Here is a 21,440-nt window from a genome sequence, read left to right on the forward strand (position 1 = left end):
CGAACATGTTCAACAAGGGCTTTGGCTTTCTGAACGGTCATGAGGGAGCAGCCTCGCCCGCCGATGATGCGAGGCGGCAGGTCGCGAAGCTCGTTGGACACATGCGCCAATCCGGGCGCGTCAAGACACGTGACGATTTGCCGGCCTTCCGGGCGCCGATGACGAAGACGCACGGCATCACCGGCAACGATCTGTCGGCCGTGGCGGCAGTGGATCTCGGCGGCCGGGAGGCCGTCATCCTGGTGTCGGAAAGCTCGGTCGGCCAGCGGCTGCATCTGGAGTTGCGGCGCCGGGTGCTGAGCGCCGGCTACAAGCTCGCGCAAGAGCGCCTGGCGGACGTGGCCTTGATCCTGGACGTCAACAACGCCATTTCCAAGGACGGCGCCGACAACAAGGCAAGCGACGTTCGCCCGCTCGTGGAGGAAATGATCCGCGACGCCATCACCGAGAAAACGACCGACATTCATATCTGCTGCCGCGAGCGCAGCGGAATGGTGCTGTTCCGTATCCACAGCCGCCTCTATCAGTATCGCGGCTTCGACGTCGTGACGTGCGAGCAGATCGCCGGCTTTCTGTTCACGGAAATGGCCGAAGGCCGTTCGCGAAGCCAGGGGTCGTTCGCATTGGAAGCGAAATCGCTGAGCTGCATGATTCGGACCACGGTCAGCGGGACCAGCTATAAGCTTCGCTACAAGTTCATCCGCGTCGTCGACGGATGGGACGTGGTCATTCGTGTGCTGCCGGTGGAAACGCCCGGCCAGCGTACCCCGACATTCGCGGAGAGAGGCTACGAGACATCGCAAGTCAAGCAACTCGAATTGGCCGTCGGCCGCTCGATCGGCTTGATCGCGATTACGGGCCCGACCGGCTCCGGAAAATCGACGACGCTGAAGACCATGATGGAGTTCGACCCGAAGCGGCTGTTGAAAAAGCGCTATTCGGTCGAGGACCCCGTCGAATACAAGATCTTCGGCGTCAGCCAGATTTCCCGCCAACGCAGCGATCACGACGAAGACGACGGCAGCGACACCGATGCCATCGGCGTGCTGCGGGACATCCTGCGCGGCGACCCCAACGACGTGATGGTCGGCGAAACACGAGACAAGACCACCGCGCAAATGCTGGCCGACTTCGTGCTGACTGGCCACAAGATCTATACGACGCTGCACACGGCTTCCGCGATCGGCGCCGCCCTGCGCCTGTATCGCCTGGGCCTGGACCGGCACGTGCTCGCCGACAGGCAGTTCATCGCGGCGCTGATGTTTCAGCGTCTGTTGCCCGTGCTTTGCGATCACTGCAAAAAGCCCGCGCGTGACGTTCTGCCGAAGGACAAACAGCACCTGCTCGAACGCAAATTCGGGTTGCGCCTCGACACGATCTATTGCACCGACGAGACGGGCTGTCCGCACTGCCACCAGCGAGGCATCGTCGGCTCCACGGTGGTTGCGGAGATCGTGGTGCCCGACAAGGTGATTCGGCAGCACATTGCCGAGGGCTTCGACGAAAAAGCCGAGCTGTACTGGCGCGGCAGCCGGCGCACCGACTTCGCCGATTCGGACATGACGGGGAAAACCGCCTTCGAGCATGCCCTGTACAAGATCGCCTGCGGGCGCATCGATCCGCGCGACGTCGAGCAGGAATTCGAGCCGTTCGAGACCTACGAACTCGTGGAGGTTGCGATATGAACCTCGCGTTCAAGCTGAGCCGGCTTCTTTTCAACACCTTCGATTCGAACCGTCAGGAGTTCTACGAGGACTTCGCCTCGGCCCTGCGCGACGGAGCCGCGAGCAACGAACGCCTGCGAAAGATGGCCGCCCGCTCGCGCCGGCGCAGAACCGGCTGGGCCCCGCTCTATGAGCATTGGCTCAGGAAGATGCGACGGATGTCGTTCGGGCACGCACTCCAGCACACCGTGCCCGCCTATGAAGTCATGGTATTGACGGCGGCCGAGGAAGACGGCCGCCTGGACGAAGCGATGGTCTACCTCGGGCGCGCGATCCGGCTCACGGGCAAGATCAAGTCGACCTACTTCATGTCGCTGATTTCGCCGGGGATGGCCTTCGTTTCGATCATCGGCTTTTTTATCGCGTATGCGCTCGTGATCGCTCCGCAGAACCTGCAATCGCTTCCGCTTGCGCGGTGGCCGATCGTAAGTCGCCAGCTATACGACATCTCGAACGCCATCGTTCGGCATGGGGCGCTATTCGGTTTCGGGTTGATCTGCACAGTCTGGTTCGTACTTTGGAGCCGGCCGAATTGGCGAGGCCGTATTCGCACGAAGATCGATCAGATTCCCCTTCTGCCATGGAGTTCATACAGAGAAAACGAGGCGAACAACTTTCTCGTCTCACTCGCCATTCTTCTGCAGTCGAACAACCACGGTATGAAAGAAGCGCTGGAGCGGATGCGGCAGTTCGCGAGCCCGTGGCTCGGGTGGCACATCACGCTGATGCTCAAGCGCCTCGCGCTGACGCCCGACAGCCCGGCACGCGCATTGGACACGGGGTTGTTCTCGTATCGCGTGATGGATCGCATCGAGGACTACTCCGAACGAACCAATTTTTTCAAGGCGCTGCGCATGATTGCATTCGATCACGGCGACAAAGCCGTCGAGGCGGCGGAGCGCCGCGCCATCCTCGGCGGCTTCCTGGCGATGGGCATCGTTGCGATGGTGCTGTGCGTGATCGTGTTGGGAAGCTTTGAATTCAACGATGCGATGGAAACCTATGTCCAATCCATTCGCTAACTCAGGAGAACATTCGATGACGATGAAGTTTCAATCAGTAGGCGCAGGCGGCGCCGAACTCACGGCCCGCAAAATCCCCGGGAGATCGAAGCGTGCGAGGCGAAGCCGGCAAAACGGCTTCTCGCTGACCGAGCTCGCGATCGTGCTCGGCATCATCGCGCTGATTGCAGCGGCGGCCATGGTGGTGGTGCCACGCGTCCTAGCCAGCATTCGCGCGGGCAAGATCATCGACGCGTTCAACGAGGCAATCCCTTCGATTCAGACGGCGTATCAAAACCAAACCTCGTTTGCCAATCTAACCACCGCACAGGTGGCGCAAAACGGCTGGCTCGACGACAGCTTCGTGGAGATGTCGAATGGCACTCCCGACGGCAATTTGGACACTCAGTGGGGAACGATCGTATTCGTTCCTGCTGCGTCCAACGCACAGGGCCAAGTGACGCTGAACAATATCCCGACGAAGGAGTGCGTGAAGATCGGGACCAATTTCACGAACGATCTGTACCTGACCGCAACGATCGACGGCACCGCGGTAAAAAACGGGCCCAATAACGTCGACTTGACGACAGTGGGTACGCAGTGCAGCTCGGCTACGACCAATACGATCGTGTTCACTTTCGGACGGGCGTGATCACCGATGACGATGCCGCTCATTACCGACGTCCACCTTTCAATCGACGGTCACGGCAGGCCGATCGTGTTTCCCGGCCAAAGGCCCGCCGGGCCGGAGCATCAACCTTTGATGGAGCAGCTGGTCGCTGCCATTACCGGGAATCCGAGCCGAAAGAAGGTGAAGTTGGCCGATGCAAGCCGCTGGCGCATTCAGCGCATGCGCGAAGGGCGCTACGCCCTTCGCCGCATGCGCGACGCCTGCCCCGATATCGACGCGCTGGGGCTGCCGCAATGGATCAAGGCGCTGCTGCTCGGTTCGAAGATGCGCGAGGCCGGCGGATTGGTCGTCATCTGCGGGCTCACCGGGGCCGGGAAGACGACGACGTTTTCGGCCACCATCGCGGCCCGGCTTCGTCTGCACGGCGGGTACTGCCTGACCATCGAAGATCCGCCGGAGGATCTGCTGGAAGGCGAGCACGGCGTCGGCTACTGCGAGCAGATCGACGCCGATGAAGTCGGCGGCTACGAGAACGCGATTCATGCCGCACTGCGCTGCTTTCCGGCGAAGGATTCGTCGATGCTGGGCTACGGGGAAGTGCGCGACAGCGCAACAGCCGCGCAGTTGCTTCGCGTGGCGGTGGACGGGCATCTCGTACTCGTGACGATGCACTCCAAGACGATCCCCGCCGGCCTGCAACGCTTGTCGGCTTTGGCGCGGGCCGCGGGCGAGGAAAACGCGAACGACCTGATCGCCGCCAGTCTGCAGCTTGCCGTTCATCAGCGTTTCGACCTCGAGGGAAAGCTGGTTGCGTCGGCACTGGCTCGCGAGAACAAGGTCATCGCGCACATCAAGCAAGGCGAATTCGCCGCGCTGACGCAGGAAGTCGAAAGCATGCAATTAAAGAACCTGTAGAGAAAACGGGATCATGAAACCAGAAAAACGAGTCGTGCATTCGTCGTTCAAGCAAAAGCAAGGCGGGTTCTTGCTTTGGCAAATGGCCATCTTCGTGACGCTGCTTACCATCGTATTGGCGTACGTGGGGCAGCAGTATTGGCGGACCACGGTGAATCAAAGCCGGGACGACAGGGCACGGCTCGTCGGGACAATGCTCGGCGCGATCAACGACGCGACGAAGACCTACACGACGACCTACTTCGCGGAGATTCAAGAAGGCCAGAGCGTCACGCGCAACGGCTATACGCTACCCGCGGCGCGCTTGTTGACGCCGACGACAACCGACTTGAACGGGCTCGGCTTTTTGGCGAGCAAGGATGTGAACCCGGTTGTGTACAACGGGCAATCCGTCGGCTTCACGATTCAAATCGCAGTCGACACGTCCAGCGGATGCACGATTCCGACGTGCAATTTGCCGTTTCAGATTACGACCACGACTCCGCTGACCGATCCGAGCACCAATGCCGTCGACATTCGCCGCTCGACCATTGCAGCTAACACGGCCAGCCCAGGCAATGCCGGCGTTTCCATGCCGACATCATTCGGCGGCAACCCGAACATCTTCGTCACGCAGAACGGAACGCAAACCGGAACCAACCCGGGCGGCACGGCCGGCCTAATCTCGATCAGCAACGGCTACGACGCCTCGGGTTTCATGGCGTTCGCTCGCCGCGACGGCACCCTGCCTATGACCGGTGACATCAACATGCAGGACGACGCCGGCGTGGAACACAACATCGACCATGCCGGGACCGTCAACGCCAACAACACGGTCACGGGCACGCTCGATGTGACGGGCCTTGCCGTTGAAGGAAATTCGTGCTCCCAGCTTGGATTGATCGCTGCAAATAGTGAGGGGAAGCTGCTCTCGTGCAATGGCACGGTCTGGGGCAAAGCGACCGACATGCCGAGCGCGACTCGGATCACCTATACATCGGCAACGTGTCCGACGCCTTGCAGCTGGACGGTCCCGGCTGGCGTGAAGAGCGCGATGGTCACAATGGCAGGCGGCGGCGGTTCGGGAGTCGGTTGGCGGTTCGCCGGACAGTACATAGCGGGCCATTCAGGGGGATTTGTTTTTTCCTATCCGGTAAATCTAGTAGCGGGCGAGACTATGACCATTGTCGTTGGGAAAGGGGCTGCAGGCGCCGGACCCACGCAGACCCAGCAGCCAGTGACCGTTTCGAGCTACCCTTACTACGTGTTCGCGGCCCCCTCGAACGACGATGGCACGGCGGGATACCCGGGCACCGCGAGTATGCTCATTGCTCCAGATACAACCGAGGGCAACAATGGCGTTTTGCTGGAGTGCGACGGTGGCAGCGGAGCGACTTTCGGTGGCATCGATAACTACAACGGGCCGCCCGTTCCGGGGCCCTTAGGCTCCGGGCAACCCATGGGCGCCGCAGTGGCTACGTCCGGCTTTCCGAAGTTTCCCGAGCCGTGGAGCAGTCGTCAAGCATCCGGCCCCTATACATATCCAAATTCGCCCGGCGGGTGCACTGGCGGCAACATCGGTAACCAGGGCGCGGAGGGCTACTCCTCCTATGGCAGCGCGACGCTTGCCAGCGGCTACATCCCGGGTGCGTTGACTCCGTTCGGCTACGGTTCCGGAGGAGGGATGTCAATTTTCGGTTGCTATGTAAGCCCCACCGAGATGGGCACATGTGTGACCGCGGGCCCAGGGCGCGACGGCGTTGTCATGATCGACCTTCTCTATTGACGAGGCCCAGCATGTACCGGCAAATTCTTTCAAAGCTGCCTACCGCCCTGCTGTTCGTCAAAACCGGGCAAGAGGCAATCACTTATGCCAATGACGCGGCGCAACGGCTTTTCTCGCGGACTCAGCTCGATCAATGTTGCATGCACGATCTCCTGTCGAACGATGAAGAGCGCGAAAAGTTCGATGTGTTTCTCGCTTCCGGCGACGAAGCAGCGGAAGTCTTCTTCGATGCGCTCGGCAAGCCTGCAAAGGAGGAAGCGGCGCAGCCCGAGTCGAAAGTCAAGGCACTCATCGTACGCTCGAACGTAGCCGAAGGCACAGCGTTTTTCATCCGCCCGTTGCGTGACGACGGGAATGCGGTCGACGAGCGTTGGCAGGTCGCACAGTTCGATCCGTTGACCGGTCTGCCGAACCGAGAACTGCTGCGCGACCGAATGGAGCAGGCGATTCGATTGGCTCGTCGCTTGAAACAGGAACTGCTCGGCGTGCTATTCGTCGACCTCGATCGTTTCAAGAAAATCAACGATACGTTCGGTCACGCGGCGGGAGACGCAGTACTCGTGGAAGCCGCACAGCGCGTGCGCGGATGCCTACGCGATACCGATACGGTCGCCAGGCTCGGAGGCGACGAGTTCGTCGTTCTGTTGTGCAATCTACGCTGCACGGAAGATACGGCAATCGTCGCGGAGCGGATTCTCGATGCGTGCTCACAGCCGATCGTGGTTGGTGAGAACGTATTTCAAATCAGCGCGAGTGTCGGCGTAGCGGTGTGGCCGAGTGACGGGCAAACCGTCGACGAGCTGCTGCAGAACGCCGATATGGCGATGTACACGAGCAAGGGAGAAGGCCGCAATACCCTCCGCTTCTACGATGCAAAGATGAACGAGAAAGCGAAAGCGCGCGCAACGGCGGAAGCCGAGTTGCGAGACGCGCTGCGCGACGGACATTTCGTTCTGCACTACCAGCCGCAGTTCTGCGTGCATTCCGGGCGCATCGTAGGGGCCGAAGCGCTCATTCGGTGGGTTCACCCGACGCGAGGCGTCATCCCGCCGTCGTCCTTCATTCGAGTGGCGGAGGAAACGAATCTCATCGCGCCCATTGGAGATTGGGTGCTTTGCGAAGCGGTGCGCCAGGGCCGCCGATGGCAGGACATGGGCCTCGACCTTCGCGTCGCGGTGAATTTGTCGGGGCGGCAGTTCGGCGATTCGCTGGCCGATCGCGTGAAGGCCGTTTTGGAGGAAAACCGCTTTCCACCGGAGCTGCTCGAGCTTGAGCTCACCGAGAGCTTTCTCGTGACGGACACGGAGAAAGCCGTGCGAATTTTGGGCTCACTACGCGAACTCGGCGTACGCGTGGCACTGGATGATTTCGGCACGGGTTGGTCGTCGCTGAACTACTTGAAGACTTTCCCGGTGGATACGCTCAAGATCGACCGTTCGTTCATCGGCTCGACAGCCGGCGAGTTCGACGGACGTATCGTGAGGGCGATCATCGCGATTGCGCGCGAATTCAACTTGACGACGCTTGCCGAAGGCGTCGAAACCGACGAGCAGCTAGCACAGCTCCATGAACTGGGATGCGACTCCTGGCAAGGCTACCTGCTTTCGGGAGCCATTCCGGCGCAGGACCTAACGGACTTCTGCCGGCTCACGGACATGGCCCAGAATCGCTTTGCGGCGACACAACGGGGCCGGTGATGGATTTGATCACGCTGGTCATGGCGTGCGCTCCGTTCGTCTCGGCAAACACGATGCTCGCGGTGATCCACCAGGAGTCGCGCGGCAATCCTTGGGCGATTAACGTGAACGGCAGTCAGCGCTATCGGAAGGCCAGCTCGTACGAGGAGGCCGTTGCGGAATCCAAGCGATTGATCGCAAGCGGCGCGAACATCGATATGGGCCTGATGCAAATCAATTCGAAGACGATGTCGAGCCTCGGCCTGACCGTCGAGCGCGTGTTCGATCCTTGCACGAACGTCTATGCGGGCGGCACGGTGTTGACGCGAAATTACGTGCAAGCTGCCAGGACGCTTCCGAGCGATCAGGCCGCACTACTCGCGGCGCTGTCCGCCTACAACACCGGCAACTACAGCCGGGGGCTCAAGAACGGCTACGTCAGCGGCGTCGTAAAGGCAGCGCTATTCGGCTACTAATTGCGCTTGCACTTGTCGATTACGTCATCCGGACACGCCCTTCTCTTTTTATCGCCTAGTTCTAGTCATTATTTCGTATGAAACTATCCACATCCAAGCACCTGGAGGCCTGGCAATGATGACTGTGCCGGAGCCGTTCAAGCTCGAAGCCAACTTTGGCGCCCACGAGCTGCAGGCCTTTCTCGCCTACTGCACCGAAGTCGGCGCCTCGGACATCGTGTTCCAAACAGGCGATGTCGTCTGGGGCGAGATCAAAGGCCGTCAGATCCCCTTGACCGAGCGCACGATCAAGGATGGCGAGATCAAAACCCTGCTCGCCGTTTCGTTCGGCAGCGAGTTGATCGGTGTCATCAAGAGCGGTAACGACGCGGATCGACCCTATCGATTCGTCATCGAGCGCGACACGAGCCGCTACCGGGTCAATATCGCGGGCGCCCAAATCGGCGATGCCGAAGACGGATTGTCGATCACGATGCGGACGATTCCCGAAATCCCACCGCCGCTCGACGCGCTCGACATACCGGCCGGCATTCGCGAGAACTTGTTTCAGCCGCGCGGGCTCGTGCTCATTTGCGGCCCGACCGGCTCGGGGAAGACGACGTTGATGTCCTCGTTCTATGCGGACGTGTCGGAAGGCAACGGCGACACCAAGATCCTGCTGTACGAGGACCCGATCGAATTTCTGTTCACGAAGGTCAAGAACAAGGGGCCGAAGATTCGCCAGATGCAGATCGGCCGGCACATTCCGAGTTTTGCGCGCGGCATTCGCAATGCCATGCGCTGCAAGCCGACGTTGATCGGCATCGGCGAAGCACGCGATGCCGAAACGATCGGTGCGCTCGTGGAGGCGGCGCTGACCGGGCACGGCGCGTATGGAACGATGCACACCGAAAGCGTTTCCGAAACGATCAGCCGCGCGATCCAGGTGTTCCCCGCCGGCGAGCATTCGGCGATCGCCTCGAAGATTCTCGGATCGCTGCGTCTCATCGTCGTGCAGATTCTCGTACCGACGCTCGACGGCAATCGCCGCGCGGTGCGCGAGTACCTCTATTTCGACAGCAACACGAAACGCCAGATGAGCGACATGCCTTACACGCAGTGGGGCGCGTTCCTGCGCAAGGTCGTTGCCGAGCAGAAGCAAGACATGACGACGGGGTTGCACGCTCTGCTCGATGCGGGCCTCATCGACGAGAAATCGTTCCGACGTTACGCGGGGGAATCCAACGAATGAAAGTGCGCAGATCGATATGGCGCGATGCATCGCTGACGCCGCGCATCATGGGCATCGATGCCCGCGGCTACTTTCCCATTTTGATCGCCTTGTACTATCCGCGCGCCTGGACGTTCAGCGTCGCGGGGCTGGCGATCGTCGCCTTCTATCTGATGGAGCGAAAAGGCTATACGTTGCCTGTCCTGATGCGTGCGATCCGCCACAGGTTGCGCGGCTCGGTCGTCCACGGACGCGCGTGGTGGCATCACCGGCGATTTTACGACTGAGAAATGGCGAGATGCTTCGCATCAAAAACATTGCGGATCGGCTAGGGCAGCGAATCCAGTTCAAATAACAATCCGGCATCGCGACTACTCAAAGAACAATCTGATGTCGCCGCGACCATATGATGTAAATATTGGACATCTCCGCTGGGGCCGGTGCTAAGCGTTCCGATATTGCGGACGAGCCTTCGACCGGTACCCATTCACATCGAGCCACTGCTCGGCATAGACGACATTCGAATCGCCTTTCAATGCAGCAGGATCGATGTTTCCCTTCGGGTCGAGTCCCCAGATGTTGGGGTGATCGCTGCTGACCGGTGCCGCGTGCGTATCGTTCGCCGCTTTAGTATCGGTTTGCACTTGCGCGGTGACTGGCTCTGGCGTTGTGGGCTTGGTTTTGAATGCCGCCAGGATAGCGGCGCTCGACGTGCCAAGTTCAGTCAGCTTGATGCCCGCAAGCACGGTGCCGGTCACCTGGTCGAGAATCAAGGTGCTCCGGTGCGCCTCCAACGCTTTATCCGCACCGTATGCGATCATCGGCAGACCGACAAAGGGAAGTTCGATGGCGGTAGCGGCACCGGCCAGCATCATCCCTTCCGTTTGAGCGATCCGAGGGCCGATCGGCAGTGGTACTTGAACGGTGCCCTCCAACTGATCGCCGCCTGCCTTGTGAACGACATCGCCCTGGGCCGAGAGGTTATAGCTCGTGTACCGGCTTTTATCACCCTGGTGCGCGCGGTCGCTGATGCCGGGTGCATCGATGGAGAAGTTGGTGATGTGTACGTCGGCGGGCAAGAGTGCATGAACGCCATTTTGCGCGCTAAGCATCTGCGCCTGCCCCTCGGCTTCCGCACCGCCCAGCGAATGCCCGGTGGTGTATAACGCGCTCATTTTGACGCCAGCATTCGCCAACACCTTCTTAGCCGCTCGCAGCCCTTCCCTCGCAAATTCGTCAGCAATCGGCTGCACGTTCGCCACCATGCCTAAAGCGACGCCCCCATCGGTCTTGACGTTAGCCAGGTTTTGCGTACCTCGGTTCGCGATGATTACTTCGCCCGTATTTACATTGACATAGATCTGCCCGAGATAGCCGGCTTGATCCATAGTCTTTATAAAAGACTGTTCCGCAAACCCTTCGCGCGGGACCGGCGTCCATTGACTACCTAGTTTCGGGCCATCAGGATCGCAGTAAGCGGCAACGTCGGCCGTCAACATATCCATAACCGTCGCAGAGGGTGTTGACTGACTCATCGGCGCAGATCCCCATTTATAATACAGCTTATCGGTCGTTTATTTTAGATTAAATAAAAATACAGAATTCTCATCGCCAATTGCCAGCCACTGACCATTCGGACTAGCAGCTATACCGCCTAAATGCTCCATGCCGCCGGAAAACTGCGATATCGCTCTTCCCGATGCGGTGTCTACAATCGTGTTCAACACAGGCTTGAGCGTCGGGTCGACAGATGTCATCCCCTTCGCAAATAACCATCGCCCGTCCGGGCTGATAGCGATCCCCGCCGTCTCTTCAAGGGCGTACGGACGAACGGCAAGCGTTGTGCCGTCAATCACACGCCCAGAGTCGAGAAAAACCTCATTCTTTGCAAAGTTCGGCTCCATGTCGGATTCAACAGAAAACGCGTCTCGCAACGGAATTTGTGGATTACCCGTCCGTTCCCCCGCAAACCAAACATCGCGCGTAGATGTCTTTCCCGACGGATCGATCAGTCGAATTGCAGTGTCGTATGGTTTGACGTCATGTCCGTTCGCCACCTTTCCCCGTGAATCGGCAGTTTCACTCACAAGGGCAATGATCTTATCGTCGGCAGTCCAGGCCGCAGCGCCCACGTACAGCCCATCAACATCGATCTTGTGCTCCACCCAGGTTCTGGTGTCATAAACGAAGATCGTGGAAGGATCGCCGATGGTTCCAGAGATGCCCAGCATCTTCGTGCCATCCTTGTTCAACCGAGCCATTCGTCCCCTTGCCGGATTATCAGGAAGTGCTTTTCCTGACATCGCGTCCCACTGCGCCCCGTCACCGAACGTAACGACTTTCCCGCCTTGCAGCCAAAGCAGTTTCTCCCAAGGTAGGTCCGCGTAGTTAAAGTCGCAATGAATCCGCGCTTGCTCTTTATTAGCAGCTATGTCCCAGACAACAATATCGGTAGCGCTCTCACTAGTCGTCTCCACAAGCCCGAGATAGCGCCCATCCGGACTAAAGCTCATCTTCTTGACGATCGGCGCAAATTTCCCCGCTAACGCCCCCAGGCCCAGCAACGGCGCGTGCCCCAACGAAATCGTCCGCTCGAGCTTCGGCGTCGGCGGACCTCCGGCTTCTGCTGCGGTCGCGTTCGTCATGCACAATACCCCCGTCATCGCCAGCAACATCCCAATTTCACGCAACTTCACATCGGCCCCCGGTCTTGTAATCTTGAATGGGTGGAAATCGCGCGAGTTTATCGCATAACGCCGCTCGGCGACATGCGACTGCAACGGGCCGCATTAACGGCACCCAGGACTAAATCCGGTGCATCGTCCCATATCAACGCGGCCCGCATTTCTATTTCCCAAGCCTCGAAGGGCGACAACCCGTCGAGATACTGCTCGATCCACGAATCGCCGGGCGTATGGGCGCCGGATTTCCTCGTGTAGTCGTACTCATTCCATTGAGCCTGTGCGAGCAAATCCACTTGCTCGAGCCATGCGGCGTATCGCGGTGCCCGCGTAATGCGCATCACGTCCGCGATCCGATAGTGCAAGAGACTGCCGTCGCGCTCATTGAACGTCAGGGTAGCGCCTTCGATGAACGATTCCGCAACGAGTGAACGCTGTTCCCAAAACAAGCGTCGAACGAGCCCGCTGTACACAATCACGCCGTTGATGACGTAAAGCGTTTTCAGCGCCTGCCCCCGGTCCTCCAGAGTCAGTTTGTCGATGAGCTCAACGGGGGAATGCCGGCCCAAGCATTCGCCCGATCGCTTGCCTTCCATATTCACCTCGCATTCGTAGCCTGCACGCGCCGAAGTTGCGCTTCGAGCATCGGCCGCTCGCCGGTACGCTCCATCACGCCCAGAATCTGACTCAGCAGCACCTCGATATGCTGCGATCGCTTGTAACTCTGATAAATCATATCGGCCATGAACGCAGTGGTGTAGAGCTGCTCGCGCGCGAGCTTGGTCGGATCGGCCACCGCACCCATTTCGATCTGCCAATACGGATTGCGCCAACGGCGTCCAGCTTCGAAATCCTCGAGCTCCGCGAGGCTCATCGTCCCCGATGTTTTAGCACCGGGCGACGCATTGGCGTTGAAATACTGTTGCGCCGAGTCGGAAGATGCGTTGATGTCGCCGATCAATTTATTGCTGCCAGGAAACGGCACACGCGACGCAATAACGTTATTGAGCGTGTTCTCGGCCGACGTCATGTTCGCCATGTACGCCTTCTGCATGGCAATGTAGAGCTTGCCGACCTCGGTATTCGCCTCGGCCTTCGTGATGTATTGCGGCGGCTCGGGATCGATGGACATCCGCTCGTATGCGCGGGCCGCGTCGATCTGCTGGGGGCTGAACGTCAAATCGGCATCCTTGCCCGGCATCCCCGCGCCGCTATAGAGCGAATCGGCGCTCGCATCGCCGTCCGGCATCGACGTAGACTTGCATCCCGGGTATCCCAGCATCGTTTCGTTCGAATCGCAGTAGTAGTCCTCGTGAATTGCGGTAGACGCGCGGCGCGAGGCTTCAATCGAAGGCGTTGCGCCGTTCAGCGCTTGATGCAATGCCGAACTGTTGACAGTCGCACCGCCTCCCGGTCGAAAGCTGGACGCCGTGGTATTGACGCTGTGCATGGCCTCCATCGCGTATTCGCTACCCGATGTCGCACAAGGATCGAGCGGCAGCTCCGTCTGTTGAAGCATCGAATCGGTTTCTTGCTGTTGCGCTGCTTGAGCCGTCATTTCGCCCTGCGTGCTCGCGCCCATCGCACTAGCCGCGGAATTTTTGCCGCCGCTCGCCTCGATGTCGCTATCGATGGAACGCAATTGCAATTCCAATGCGGATCCGAGCGAACCGATGGCGCCGGTGATCGCCACGTTCGCCGCGGTCACCGCGGCAACTACGCATCCGTCGCATATCGCATACGCATTCGTGCTCGCGGAAAGCCCGAGCGCAAGGCACAGCGCAGCCGGCGCCGCGATTTTCTTTCTCATTGGAAGATCCTCGACATGGCGTTCGCAACGGCCGATCCCCATCCGCTACTACTGGAGGACGAGGTCGACTGCGCCGGAGCGAGCAAGCCGCCGCCTCCGGCCGCCTTGCTGACGCTAGCGGCAATGTTGTCGATCTGCTGTTGAGCCGCGGCCTGAGCCGCGGCCATGCCCGATTGCGCAGTATTGCGCACTTGATCCGCAAGTCCCTTGCAGGCCGACTGCTCGATGCTGGTGAGCACACTGAAAACGATCGAACCATCCGGCAGGTTCTCGGTCGGAATCATTTGAAATCCCTGCATACATGCCGTTTGGAGCTTGTTCAGCAGCGCGAGCGTCGCCATGTTCGCCTGGATGGCCAGCAATCGTCTTTGCTGCTCCGCCTGCTGCGCGGCCTGCATCTGGCTTTGCATCGAGCACTGAGCCATCACCGGCTCGGCTACCGTCGCGACGATCGCCGCGATCGACAGAAGGCCACCGATCTTGCGCATGCCCATGAAGCATTCCTCCGTAAATCGAATCCCGCGCGAAACGCGCACTAGCCCCTCGGCCCCGGTTGGAAGCGCTGCGAGGCACGATCGGCCTCCGCTTCCTTCAGCACGGGTTCCAACTTGTCAGTAGCTCGGTTAAGCCACTGCTGCGCCTGCGCGATGTTTTCTCGGCTCGGCAGCACCCCGATGTTCAGGTACCCCAACAAGCGAGCCGCGTGGTTGCCGGAATCTTGCAGATCCCGAACCGCGTCGATGTTGTCGTCCAATGCCATGTGTAAGCCTCTATTTGTGTTCCGCGCCGATCTCCGCGCCCTGCTCGGCGCTACGCGTCGCCTGCCCGGATGCGTTCCATCCCGAGCGCGTTGCGGCGGCGTCGATCGCCAAGACCCGCACCCGCCATCGTCTAACCTCTCTTCTGCTCGGGCTACCCTCCGCCGACAGGCTCGCCGTCACGAACGAGCGAGCCGCGCCGTTCGACGCCGCCAGTGTTCTCACGGCGTCGATTTCGCGTGAGGAAGCCGGCCATGCGTCAACGATGCGCGCGGCAACAGTCAAGACGATTAGGACTACGAAAAAAATTTCCCCGTATCCGAGGCGCAAACGTTTCATCTCTAAGAAGCGCAGCGCGCCAGACCGAATACCTGCCAACAAACCGTCAATCCCGCGGCGCCGACGGTCCAGACGATGGCCACGAGCGTGCGCATGACGCGCGTCAACGTCGCGTCGTCGACCGCGCCGCGATAAAACGCCTCGACGTGCTCGCAAATGAACAGCACGTGAGGAAAATGCCACTGCGACAGGACTGCGCAAAGCACGCTCCAAACCGCGAGCGCGCTCCAATATTTCAAGGTGAAGCGAGATTGCATGGTCAAGCGGCACGCTCACGGGTATCGGCAGCGGATCCCACCGCGCGCAGGCCGGAGATTTCCGCGCGCGGCGGTTCGACCTGCGTGCTGTCGTCGCCGCCGCCAATCACATTCGGTACGACCCGAATCAACACGCCGTTGACCGTTGCGCCTTCCTTGATGGCGATAGTCGAATACTCGATGTTGCCGTGAACGACGCCCGTTTCGAGCAGCACGACGCGATCGGCGAAGATATCCCCTTCGACCGTGCCGCCGATCACAGCGGTATGCGCCCGAAGCACGCCGTGAATGCCGCCCGTCGCGCTGAGCACCACCTGATGATCGCCCGTTTGGGTGACGTTGCCTCGTACGACGCACTGCAGGACGATGCTCTCTTCGATCTCGAGATCGCCCGTCAATTGCGCGGCCGCGGGCATCACGGTGCCGATATCGGTGGCTTTGGCGCGAGTCGGCAAGCCATCGGACAACGACTGCTGCGGCCTCGGAGCCGCGCCGGTAGCCGTTTGCGCGGGCCGCGGCGCCGCACCGTGCTCGGTTCGGGGCGAGATTCCCATGGATTGAGAACGCATCGCCGGCTGCGCGGATTGCACGGGTTGCTGCGCTTGAGATGCCGGGACCGGCTGAGGACGTTTGCCTTGCGCGGGTGCGGGCGCATCGGCCGTCGCGTCATTCACGGACTGCATACGGGCTGCCGGTACGGTACGCTTCGCCAAGCCGATACCGAGCGCTACGCGCACAAGAAAGCCGGGTTCGTTCATCGGGACCTCAGTTCGTAACATTGAGAATGCGTCGATTCGTGACGATCGAGCGGCTGACCGGGTCGACGGCAACGATGGTTTCGCCCGGTGCAAGCGCCTGGCCGACGGCGAGCTTTTGATTGCCGATCTGGATGACGCCGTTACCGAGGCCCGTCAGGTTCAGCGATTGCGCCGAGATGGTCTCGACGGGCAGCGAGGCGACGTCGACCTGCGCGGTGCTCTTGGCCGCATCGAGCGCGGGACGAACCGCCCTAGCGCTCGCCGCCACGTCGGCAACCACTTCATGCGACGCCCGCGATGCGCTGGCCGCCTTTTCCAAGGCGTCGATCTTCGATTCAACCGCTTGCAATTGAGACGACAGCGCGGCGATTTGCTGCCGGCTCGTATCGGCGACCGATCGCCAAGCTGCCGCTTGGGTACTGCGCTGCGCGCGCTCTTGCTGCAGCAAGTCCGTCACCTGTGCAAGCTTCGATACGGCCGAGTCGCTCGCCGTGCTGCCAATACCAGCGTCGCTGGCGGTACTCGACGTGCCTGCGCCGGCGGCGGCATTCGCAGCACGCGCGCGAGGAACGGATGCCGAACGCACAACGGTCGGATGCATTACCGCCATCGGCGCCTCAAAAGCGCCGTAATGCTGATAGGCGCGCCAGCCGCCGAATCCCGCGGCGGCAATCGCCGCTGCGATCAGCAATCGCCCGGCCGCGGTCAACTCGACGGCGTTCGTCTCGCGTCTTCCGCTATCGACCGCCCCTGCGTTTTGCAGTGTGTTTTCCATTCGTGCCTCGACCTCTCTTGTCGCGCCAAAGGGGCGCATATCGCACGTCGAATCTAATTTCGTATCGAATGCATCATACGCAATGAAAAATATGAAAGCAAGCGGATGTTGGCGCCCGTGCGAGACGCTCGCGGTCCCGGCCGCGTCGCCGGCACACTCGACGCACGAGTGGCCCCGTGCATCGGTACGATGCCGGGGCGCTTGTGGGACGGGCGAGCGAGCTAAACGACGATTTCGATGTCGGGATGAAAGCGCGCGGAAGCGCGTTCGATCATCGGATACCCTACGCGGAACGACGTCGCAGTCAGGGGCTTGTCGTGGTAGCCCGTGATGACGGGGTGCGTGACGAGATGGATGTGGCGGAACGGCTCGAGTTCGAGCAGACGCGGCAGCAAGTCGGGCCGGCGCGCAACGAAATCCGCGGGCTTCGTCCATTCATAGCGCGTCTTGGCACGCTGCCCTTCGTCGTCGACGACCCATTGCTGCCAATACTCGGCAATCCATGCAATCAACTCTTTCGAGGCCCGGAAGAGGTTGAGCACGTCATGATCCTTGACGAGTTCGGGAGGCAGCACCTTAGGATAGAGCGGCAACTCGAAACCGACGAGCAGATCGACGACGATCATCTCGAGCCGCTTCGAATCGGCATATTGCCGCGCGTACATCATGCTCTCCATCCGCTGATGCCCGGAGAGGCCCGTCATGTAGCCCGATATGCGCCGAGCCAGCGGGACTGTGATCTCAGAGACGTTCAGCGTCGCCGGTAAATTGCCCGGCTTATGGAACACCACCACGCTAACGTCGATGCCTGGACGCTTAGCCTTTATCATTCGCTCCTCGTCTAGTCATCCTTGCGCCACGAGCCTCGTGCCAGCGGATCGCGTATGCCCTGCCTCGCCGCGACATCGCGTGCGATCGTTTCGAGCACCTGGCGCTTCTTTTTGCCGGATTCCGTCGGCAATCGATCGGTGGCCTCGATGAGCCGCTCGACCGGCTTGCTGATGCCGCCCTGCCCGCCGTCCCATCGATATGAGGCTGCCTTCTCCCGCCCATGCGTGGTCGCGAACAGCGCCTTGTCCGTCGGATTGTCCGGGTCGTAGCCGAGATCGACCATGTGTTGCCGGATGTTGATGACGCGCCGGATCGGAATCGTCGACGGATTGCGCTCATAGAAATCCAACAAAATGCAAACGGTGTTGTCGGCCAGCACCGTCGACGGATTTTTCTGAAGCGCAGTCCATTTGGCTCGCTGCAGACCGAAGATTTCGCACGCCGAACTGATCGAGAGGCCGTATTTCACACGAAATTTTTCGAGGTCGAGTGCGAGGATCGGTGTCGCTGCACTGTTTTTTTGCGTCATGGCGCAAGCATCGTGAAAACGCATTCGAACCCTGATCTTGCACTACTGCAAATCATGCGGCGCTCCCTGTTCGATTATGTATCCGCCACATTATACGCATCCGCGCCGTTGAGTTGAACATGATCGGCACGGACAGATCGGCCATATTCCTATGAACAAAACGTCTTCACGCGGGTGGGCGTGCCTCATCGGGACCGCCACGCAACCGCATGCCCCCGTACGTCGGTATGGATGAAGTCGCGCATATAGAAGCCGACCCCGCCTTGCTGAGACAGATAGGCCAGACGCCCCATGTACTCGCTCGAAATCGACGGCGTGCTGAAGTCGCCAGCGCGAAAGACGAGCTTCTCGTCGGGCAGATGATAGGAGGCCAAGGCGCCTTCGTAATAGGTGTTCGTCCCTTTCGTGCGCAAGCCCGAGTGAATGTCGAACCGGACGTGCCGTCCGTAGGCGGCAAGCCATGCCTGCATCCACGACCATTGTTGCAGAAGACGCCAAGCCGGCACGCCGACGATCCCCGCGCGAACGTCTCGCAACATCCAGGCGATTGCACGGAAGCCTTCGTCGGTCGAGTAGTCGATCGTCGCTTCGTCCGATCCGCGGCGCACCCACAGCAGCGTGGGCGGGGCGCCGGCCGCCTCCACGGCGGCACGGGCCGGGGTCATGAACGGCGCCATCCCCACGGCCGCCGCAAACGATTTGCAAAACGCACGTCGTCCTAGTATCACGATTGACCTCGTTTCCCGGTGCCCGCCATTGCCTCGATACGGGCCAGCAGTTCATGCAGTTCGCGCTCCGCCACTGCGACCGGCGGCTTCGACCAGGTGAGCTGGGCCGACACTTGCGCTTCGATCGTCCGCGCCGAAGCGCTCGGGTCGTGCCGTCCGAGCGCTACCTCGACCTCCGTGAGCCGATCGAGGGTTTCGTCGGTAAAGCCGATCGTCGCGGTTTCCGTTGTGTCCTTCCCGGCCTTCTCGCACAGCGGCGGATTCTGATAGAGCGCGTTGCGAGCCGGAGCCGGCCCGCTCGCGTGCGCCGCTGCATGTGCCGCCTCATGCACCGTCTCCTGCAATGGAGCCTGCGCGGCAACGCTTGCTTCTGCGCGGCGACGTGCATCCGCGCGCACTTCGCCATCATCGACGGCCGTCGGCGCTTGCATTGGAGCGGCAGGCTTCGAAGTAGGCGGATCGCTCGATTCGCCGGCGATACGCCAGAACCGGCCGCGGTCATCGACACGGCTGGCCTTCATCGCCTCGACGGCCGCGACGTAGTAGGCGATGCCGCGTTCGCTCGACGATGCGCCGCTCCCATTCGCTTGAATGTTACGGTATGTTTCACGAACGGCATCGACGATCGGATCCACGGTTCGCGGATAGGCGGGCGCTCGACCCGTGCGCAACATCTCCTCGATCCGGGCCGCCGAACTCGCTTTCCCCGGCGCTCGATTGCTCGCCCGCTTGCGCACCGGCAAATCGCCGAGCCGCGGACGATCGACCTGCAGGAATCGATTGAGACGAAACGGCAGCTTCGTCTTTTCGACCGAATGAAACCATGTGAAGCTGCGCGCTCGCGTGACTTGATCTTTGAAGATGAGCACGCCTTCCATCTCTTTCAGCGCCTTGAGTTCCTGCAGATCGATGCGGTCGCGCCGCTGAATCGAGCCCGTCAGATTGCGCCGGTAATGCGCAGACGTGAAGTGGCTCGTCGCCCCTTCGAAGGAGCCAACTTCGACCGAAATCGATTCGCCGGCCACCTTCTTGAACACATCGAGCGTCTTGTCCGGATCCTCGAGCGCCAGCGAATACTTGATCTTCGTGTTGGCGATCATCGAATCGACTTCCTCCTTGTTATCCCCCTTAGCCATGGCGGCAATATCCTGCCCCGCCGCGATCATCATGAAGCCGAGACTGCGCGCCTGCGCGAACATCAGTGCGATCCCTTCGGCAAAGTAGTAGCCGAGCTCGTCCATCGTGATGATGTAGGGCGCAGGGGAACGCGTCGCTTTCGTATCGATGACCTCCGCGTACGTTCCTTCCAGCTTGTGACCGAGGTTCATCGCCATCATGAGCCGGATACTCGACACGACGAGCTTGCCGAGGTTCGCCGCTTCCTGCGCCGACTTCTCGAGGGTCGGGATCATGACGACCAAGACACGGCGATTGAGCAGCACGTCCATCATGTCTACTTCGGAGTACTTATCTTTGAAGACAGAACCGTAAGTATCCGTGAGCATCGACAGCGTGCGCGCGTACTGTCCTGTCAGATAGCCGTGCTGATCCCAAACCGTTTGATCCCATTTCTCGGGCTTTTCGGCGTACTCGGCACGAAAACCAGGCAAGCCCGTCTCCAGATAAGCCTTGATCGGCAGGAACGCGAACTCGGGAATCTCGCCCCGCTTTCCCTTGAGGTATAGCTTGACGAGATTGGGCAGCGCGAGATATTCGCGGATGACGCCGATCGACAGCGTCAAATTGCCCACGGCGCGCTCGTAGCAGAGCGTACGAATCAGCGCGTCCATCATGTTGACGGCCTTCTGCTGCCATTGCGCCCCGTCTCCCGTCGCCTTCGGCAACAGAGAAGACGAGAGTTGCGACAAGAAGTCGGGGCTGCCCTCGTACCAGGGATTCGTGCCGTTCGACGTCTTTTCCGTCGAACGCCGCTTGCCGTAGGGGTCCGCGCCGCCGGTCATGAAATTGAGCACGAGGTAGTCGTCCTCCCGCCCAACTCGCCTGCACAGCCCCCACACCGATGCATGCAGGCTCGAATCGGCCTTGCCGTCGGAGTAGAAGAAACCCGAACCCCAAGCCAGCGCGTTGAAACAGAGCGACAGCAACGTCACCGTCTTGCCCGAGCCGGTGGTGCCCATCAGCAGCATGTGCGTGCGCGCGTCGTCGTTCGTCGCCCAAAGCTCCTTCAGGTGCTCGTCGCGATCGCTCGATCGTTGGTTGCCGAGATAGAGAATGCCGTCGGCCGAGCGACGTTCGACCAGCTCGCCCTTGCCGTTCGGATTCGGTTTTTCGACGTCGAGCGTCGGGTCGATGCCGCCGAGATCCTTCGGGTAACGCATCGGCAACGTCTGCCGTTGCATCGCAAACCAAAGGTGGGTCAGCAGCATCGCAATCGTGATCGGCAGCCAGACGACGGCAAGCGCGCAGGCGGCCACCGCCATGCCGATCTGGAACCTTGCATAGTTGCGCGGTTCGAGCAGCCACCCGGCAAAGCGTTCGGACAGCGTGCGCGGATCCAGTGTGATCCGCTGCTGATCGATTTCCTGCCAGCGCGAAGGGCCGTATCGCTGCGCCAT

Annotated in this window: 22 protein-coding genes; 9 read left to right on the forward strand and 13 right to left on the reverse strand. The window is 60.6% G+C overall.

Annotation, left to right across the window (positions count from 1 at the left end; all coding sequences use genetic code 11):
- The first annotated feature begins 5 nt into the window (after positions 1-5).
- From DWV00_RS10765 to icmT, 9 genes are all read left to right on the forward strand, one after another.
- Positions 6-1,685, forward strand: coding sequence for a GspE/PulE family protein (locus DWV00_RS10765; RefSeq protein ID WP_115533562.1), 1,680 nt, complete (start codon positions 6-8; stop codon positions 1,683-1,685).
- A complete protein-coding gene (locus DWV00_RS10770) occupies positions 1,682-2,746 on the forward strand; it encodes a type II secretion system F family protein (protein ID WP_115533563.1) in 1,065 nt (354 codons plus the stop codon). The genes DWV00_RS10765 and DWV00_RS10770 overlap by 4 nt, the downstream gene beginning before the upstream one ends.
- Positions 2,747-2,762: 16 nt before the next feature.
- Complete coding sequence (locus tag DWV00_RS10775; RefSeq protein ID WP_181885422.1) at positions 2,763-3,377, forward strand: type 4 pilus major pilin; 615 nt, start codon at positions 2,763-2,765, stop codon at positions 3,375-3,377.
- Positions 3,378-3,383: 6 nt separating this feature from the next.
- Positions 3,384-4,271 carry an ATPase, T2SS/T4P/T4SS family gene (locus DWV00_RS10780; protein WP_115533565.1) on the forward strand — a complete coding sequence of 296 codons (888 nt, stop codon included), beginning with the start codon at positions 3,384-3,386 and terminating at the stop codon, positions 4,269-4,271.
- Between the two features lie 82 nt (positions 4,272-4,353).
- Positions 4,354-6,036, forward strand: coding sequence for a glycine-rich domain-containing protein (locus DWV00_RS10785; protein ID WP_147297871.1), 1,683 nt, complete (start codon positions 4,354-4,356; stop codon positions 6,034-6,036).
- An 11-nt stretch (positions 6,037-6,047) separates the two neighbouring features.
- A complete protein-coding gene (locus tag DWV00_RS10790) occupies positions 6,048-7,733 on the forward strand; it encodes a sensor domain-containing protein (RefSeq protein ID WP_181885424.1) in 1,686 nt (561 codons plus the stop codon).
- Positions 7,733-8,188, forward strand: a complete 456-nt coding sequence (locus DWV00_RS10795; RefSeq protein ID WP_181885425.1) for a lytic transglycosylase domain-containing protein — start codon at positions 7,733-7,735, stop codon at positions 8,186-8,188. Before DWV00_RS10790 ends, DWV00_RS10795 begins: the two co-directional genes overlap by 1 nt.
- Before the next feature lie 115 nt (positions 8,189-8,303).
- A complete protein-coding gene (locus tag DWV00_RS10800) occupies positions 8,304-9,419 on the forward strand; it encodes a type IV pilus twitching motility protein PilT (protein WP_115533569.1) in 1,116 nt (371 codons plus the stop codon).
- Positions 9,416-9,685: an IcmT/TraK family protein gene (icmT, locus tag DWV00_RS10805; RefSeq protein ID WP_115533570.1), complete on the forward strand. Its 270-nt coding sequence runs from the start codon at positions 9,416-9,418 to the stop codon at positions 9,683-9,685. The genes DWV00_RS10800 and icmT overlap by 4 nt, the downstream gene beginning before the upstream one ends.
- Before the next feature lie 156 nt (positions 9,686-9,841).
- Here icmT and DWV00_RS10810 read toward each other — a convergent pair whose 3' ends face one another.
- The 13 genes from DWV00_RS10810 to DWV00_RS10875 form a co-directional block, all read right to left on the reverse strand.
- Positions 9,842-10,933: an alpha/beta hydrolase family protein gene (locus tag DWV00_RS10810; protein ID WP_147297872.1), complete on the reverse strand. Its 1,092-nt coding sequence runs from the start codon at positions 10,931-10,933 to the stop codon at positions 9,842-9,844.
- Between the two features lie 39 nt (positions 10,934-10,972).
- Positions 10,973-12,094 (reverse strand): WD40 repeat domain-containing protein, encoded by a 1,122-nt coding sequence (locus DWV00_RS10815; protein ID WP_115533572.1) that lies wholly within the window; start codon positions 12,092-12,094, stop codon positions 10,973-10,975.
- A gap of 47 nt (positions 12,095-12,141) precedes the next feature.
- Complete coding sequence (locus DWV00_RS10820) at positions 12,142-12,675, reverse strand: hypothetical protein (RefSeq protein WP_115533573.1); 534 nt, start codon at positions 12,673-12,675, stop codon at positions 12,142-12,144.
- A 2-nt stretch (positions 12,676-12,677) separates the two neighbouring features.
- Positions 12,678-13,889 (reverse strand): conjugal transfer protein TraW, encoded by a 1,212-nt coding sequence (traW, locus tag DWV00_RS10825; protein ID WP_115533574.1) that lies wholly within the window; start codon positions 13,887-13,889, stop codon positions 12,678-12,680.
- Positions 13,886-14,383 carry a hypothetical protein gene (locus DWV00_RS10830; RefSeq protein WP_115533575.1) on the reverse strand — a complete coding sequence of 166 codons (498 nt, stop codon included), beginning with the start codon at positions 14,381-14,383 and terminating at the stop codon, positions 13,886-13,888. Before DWV00_RS10830 ends, traW begins: the two co-directional genes overlap by 4 nt.
- Positions 14,384-14,424: 41 nt before the next feature.
- Complete coding sequence (locus tag DWV00_RS10835; protein ID WP_115533576.1) at positions 14,425-14,649, reverse strand: hypothetical protein; 225 nt, start codon at positions 14,647-14,649, stop codon at positions 14,425-14,427.
- A 339-nt stretch (positions 14,650-14,988) separates the two neighbouring features.
- Positions 14,989-15,249, reverse strand: coding sequence for a hypothetical protein (locus DWV00_RS10845; RefSeq protein WP_147297873.1), 261 nt, complete (start codon positions 15,247-15,249; stop codon positions 14,989-14,991).
- A complete protein-coding gene (locus tag DWV00_RS10850; protein ID WP_181885427.1) occupies positions 15,246-16,001 on the reverse strand; it encodes a bactofilin family protein in 756 nt (251 codons plus the stop codon). Before DWV00_RS10850 ends, DWV00_RS10845 begins: the two co-directional genes overlap by 4 nt.
- Before the next feature lie 7 nt (positions 16,002-16,008).
- Positions 16,009-16,776: a hypothetical protein gene (locus DWV00_RS10855; protein WP_115533580.1), complete on the reverse strand. Its 768-nt coding sequence runs from the start codon at positions 16,774-16,776 to the stop codon at positions 16,009-16,011.
- A 221-nt stretch (positions 16,777-16,997) separates the two neighbouring features.
- A complete protein-coding gene (locus DWV00_RS10860) occupies positions 16,998-17,606 on the reverse strand; it encodes a hypothetical protein (protein WP_147297874.1) in 609 nt (202 codons plus the stop codon).
- Positions 17,607-17,617: 11 nt separating this feature from the next.
- Positions 17,618-18,136, reverse strand: a complete 519-nt coding sequence (locus tag DWV00_RS10865) for a hypothetical protein (RefSeq protein ID WP_115533582.1) — start codon at positions 18,134-18,136, stop codon at positions 17,618-17,620.
- A 185-nt stretch (positions 18,137-18,321) separates the two neighbouring features.
- The gene (locus tag DWV00_RS10870; protein ID WP_181885428.1) at positions 18,322-18,801 is read right to left on the reverse strand and encodes a D-Ala-D-Ala carboxypeptidase family metallohydrolase; all 480 of its coding nucleotides are present in this window, start codon (positions 18,799-18,801) and stop codon (positions 18,322-18,324) included.
- Between the two features lie 59 nt (positions 18,802-18,860).
- On the reverse strand, positions 18,861-21,440 hold the full coding sequence (locus DWV00_RS10875) for a type IV secretory system conjugative DNA transfer family protein (protein ID WP_115533584.1): 2,580 nt from the start codon (positions 21,438-21,440) through the stop codon (positions 18,861-18,863).

It is taken from the genome of Trinickia dinghuensis, assembly GCF_003367175.1.
Classification (GTDB): Bacteria; Pseudomonadota; Gammaproteobacteria; order Burkholderiales; family Burkholderiaceae; genus Trinickia; species Trinickia dinghuensis.

Coding starts and splice junctions, on each gene's coding strand:
- DWV00_RS10770 (WP_115533563.1), top strand. CDS start 1,682: ATGAACCTCGCGTTCAAGCTGAGCCGGCTTCTTTTCAACACCTTCGAT.
- traW (WP_115533574.1), bottom strand. CDS start 13,889: ATGAGAAAGAAAATCGCGGCGCCGGCTGCGCTGTGCCTTGCGCTCGGG.
- DWV00_RS10855 (WP_115533580.1), bottom strand. CDS start 16,776: ATGGAAAACACACTGCAAAACGCAGGGGCGGTCGATAGCGGAAGACGC.
- DWV00_RS10800 (WP_115533569.1), top strand. CDS start 8,304: ATGATGACTGTGCCGGAGCCGTTCAAGCTCGAAGCCAACTTTGGCGCC.
- DWV00_RS10795 (WP_181885425.1), top strand. CDS start 7,733: ATGGATTTGATCACGCTGGTCATGGCGTGCGCTCCGTTCGTCTCGGCA.
- icmT (WP_115533570.1), top strand. CDS start 9,416: ATGAAAGTGCGCAGATCGATATGGCGCGATGCATCGCTGACGCCGCGC.
- DWV00_RS10775 (WP_181885422.1), top strand. CDS start 2,763: ATGACGATGAAGTTTCAATCAGTAGGCGCAGGCGGCGCCGAACTCACG.
- DWV00_RS10785 (WP_147297871.1), top strand. CDS start 4,354: ATGGCCATCTTCGTGACGCTGCTTACCATCGTATTGGCGTACGTGGGG.
- DWV00_RS10865 (WP_115533582.1), bottom strand. CDS start 18,136: ATGACGCAAAAAAACAGTGCAGCGACACCGATCCTCGCACTCGACCTC.
- DWV00_RS10835 (WP_115533576.1), bottom strand. CDS start 14,649: ATGGCATTGGACGACAACATCGACGCGGTTCGGGATCTGCAAGATTCC.
- DWV00_RS10875 (WP_115533584.1), bottom strand. CDS start 21,440: ATGGCGCAGCGATACGGCCCTTCGCGCTGGCAGGAAATCGATCAGCAG.
- DWV00_RS10765 (WP_115533562.1), top strand. CDS start 6: ATGTTCAACAAGGGCTTTGGCTTTCTGAACGGTCATGAGGGAGCAGCC.
- DWV00_RS10870 (WP_181885428.1), bottom strand. CDS start 18,801: ATGACCCCGGCCCGTGCCGCCGTGGAGGCGGCCGGCGCCCCGCCCACG.
- DWV00_RS10830 (WP_115533575.1), bottom strand. CDS start 14,383: ATGGGCATGCGCAAGATCGGTGGCCTTCTGTCGATCGCGGCGATCGTC.
- DWV00_RS10820 (WP_115533573.1), bottom strand. CDS start 12,675: ATGGAAGGCAAGCGATCGGGCGAATGCTTGGGCCGGCATTCCCCCGTT.
- DWV00_RS10810 (WP_147297872.1), bottom strand. CDS start 10,933: ATGAGTCAGTCAACACCCTCTGCGACGGTTATGGATATGTTGACGGCC.
- DWV00_RS10790 (WP_181885424.1), top strand. CDS start 6,048: ATGTACCGGCAAATTCTTTCAAAGCTGCCTACCGCCCTGCTGTTCGTC.
- DWV00_RS10780 (WP_115533565.1), top strand. CDS start 3,384: ATGACGATGCCGCTCATTACCGACGTCCACCTTTCAATCGACGGTCAC.
- DWV00_RS10850 (WP_181885427.1), bottom strand. CDS start 16,001: ATGAACGAACCCGGCTTTCTTGTGCGCGTAGCGCTCGGTATCGGCTTG.
- DWV00_RS10860 (WP_147297874.1), bottom strand. CDS start 17,606: ATGATAAAGGCTAAGCGTCCAGGCATCGACGTTAGCGTGGTGGTGTTC.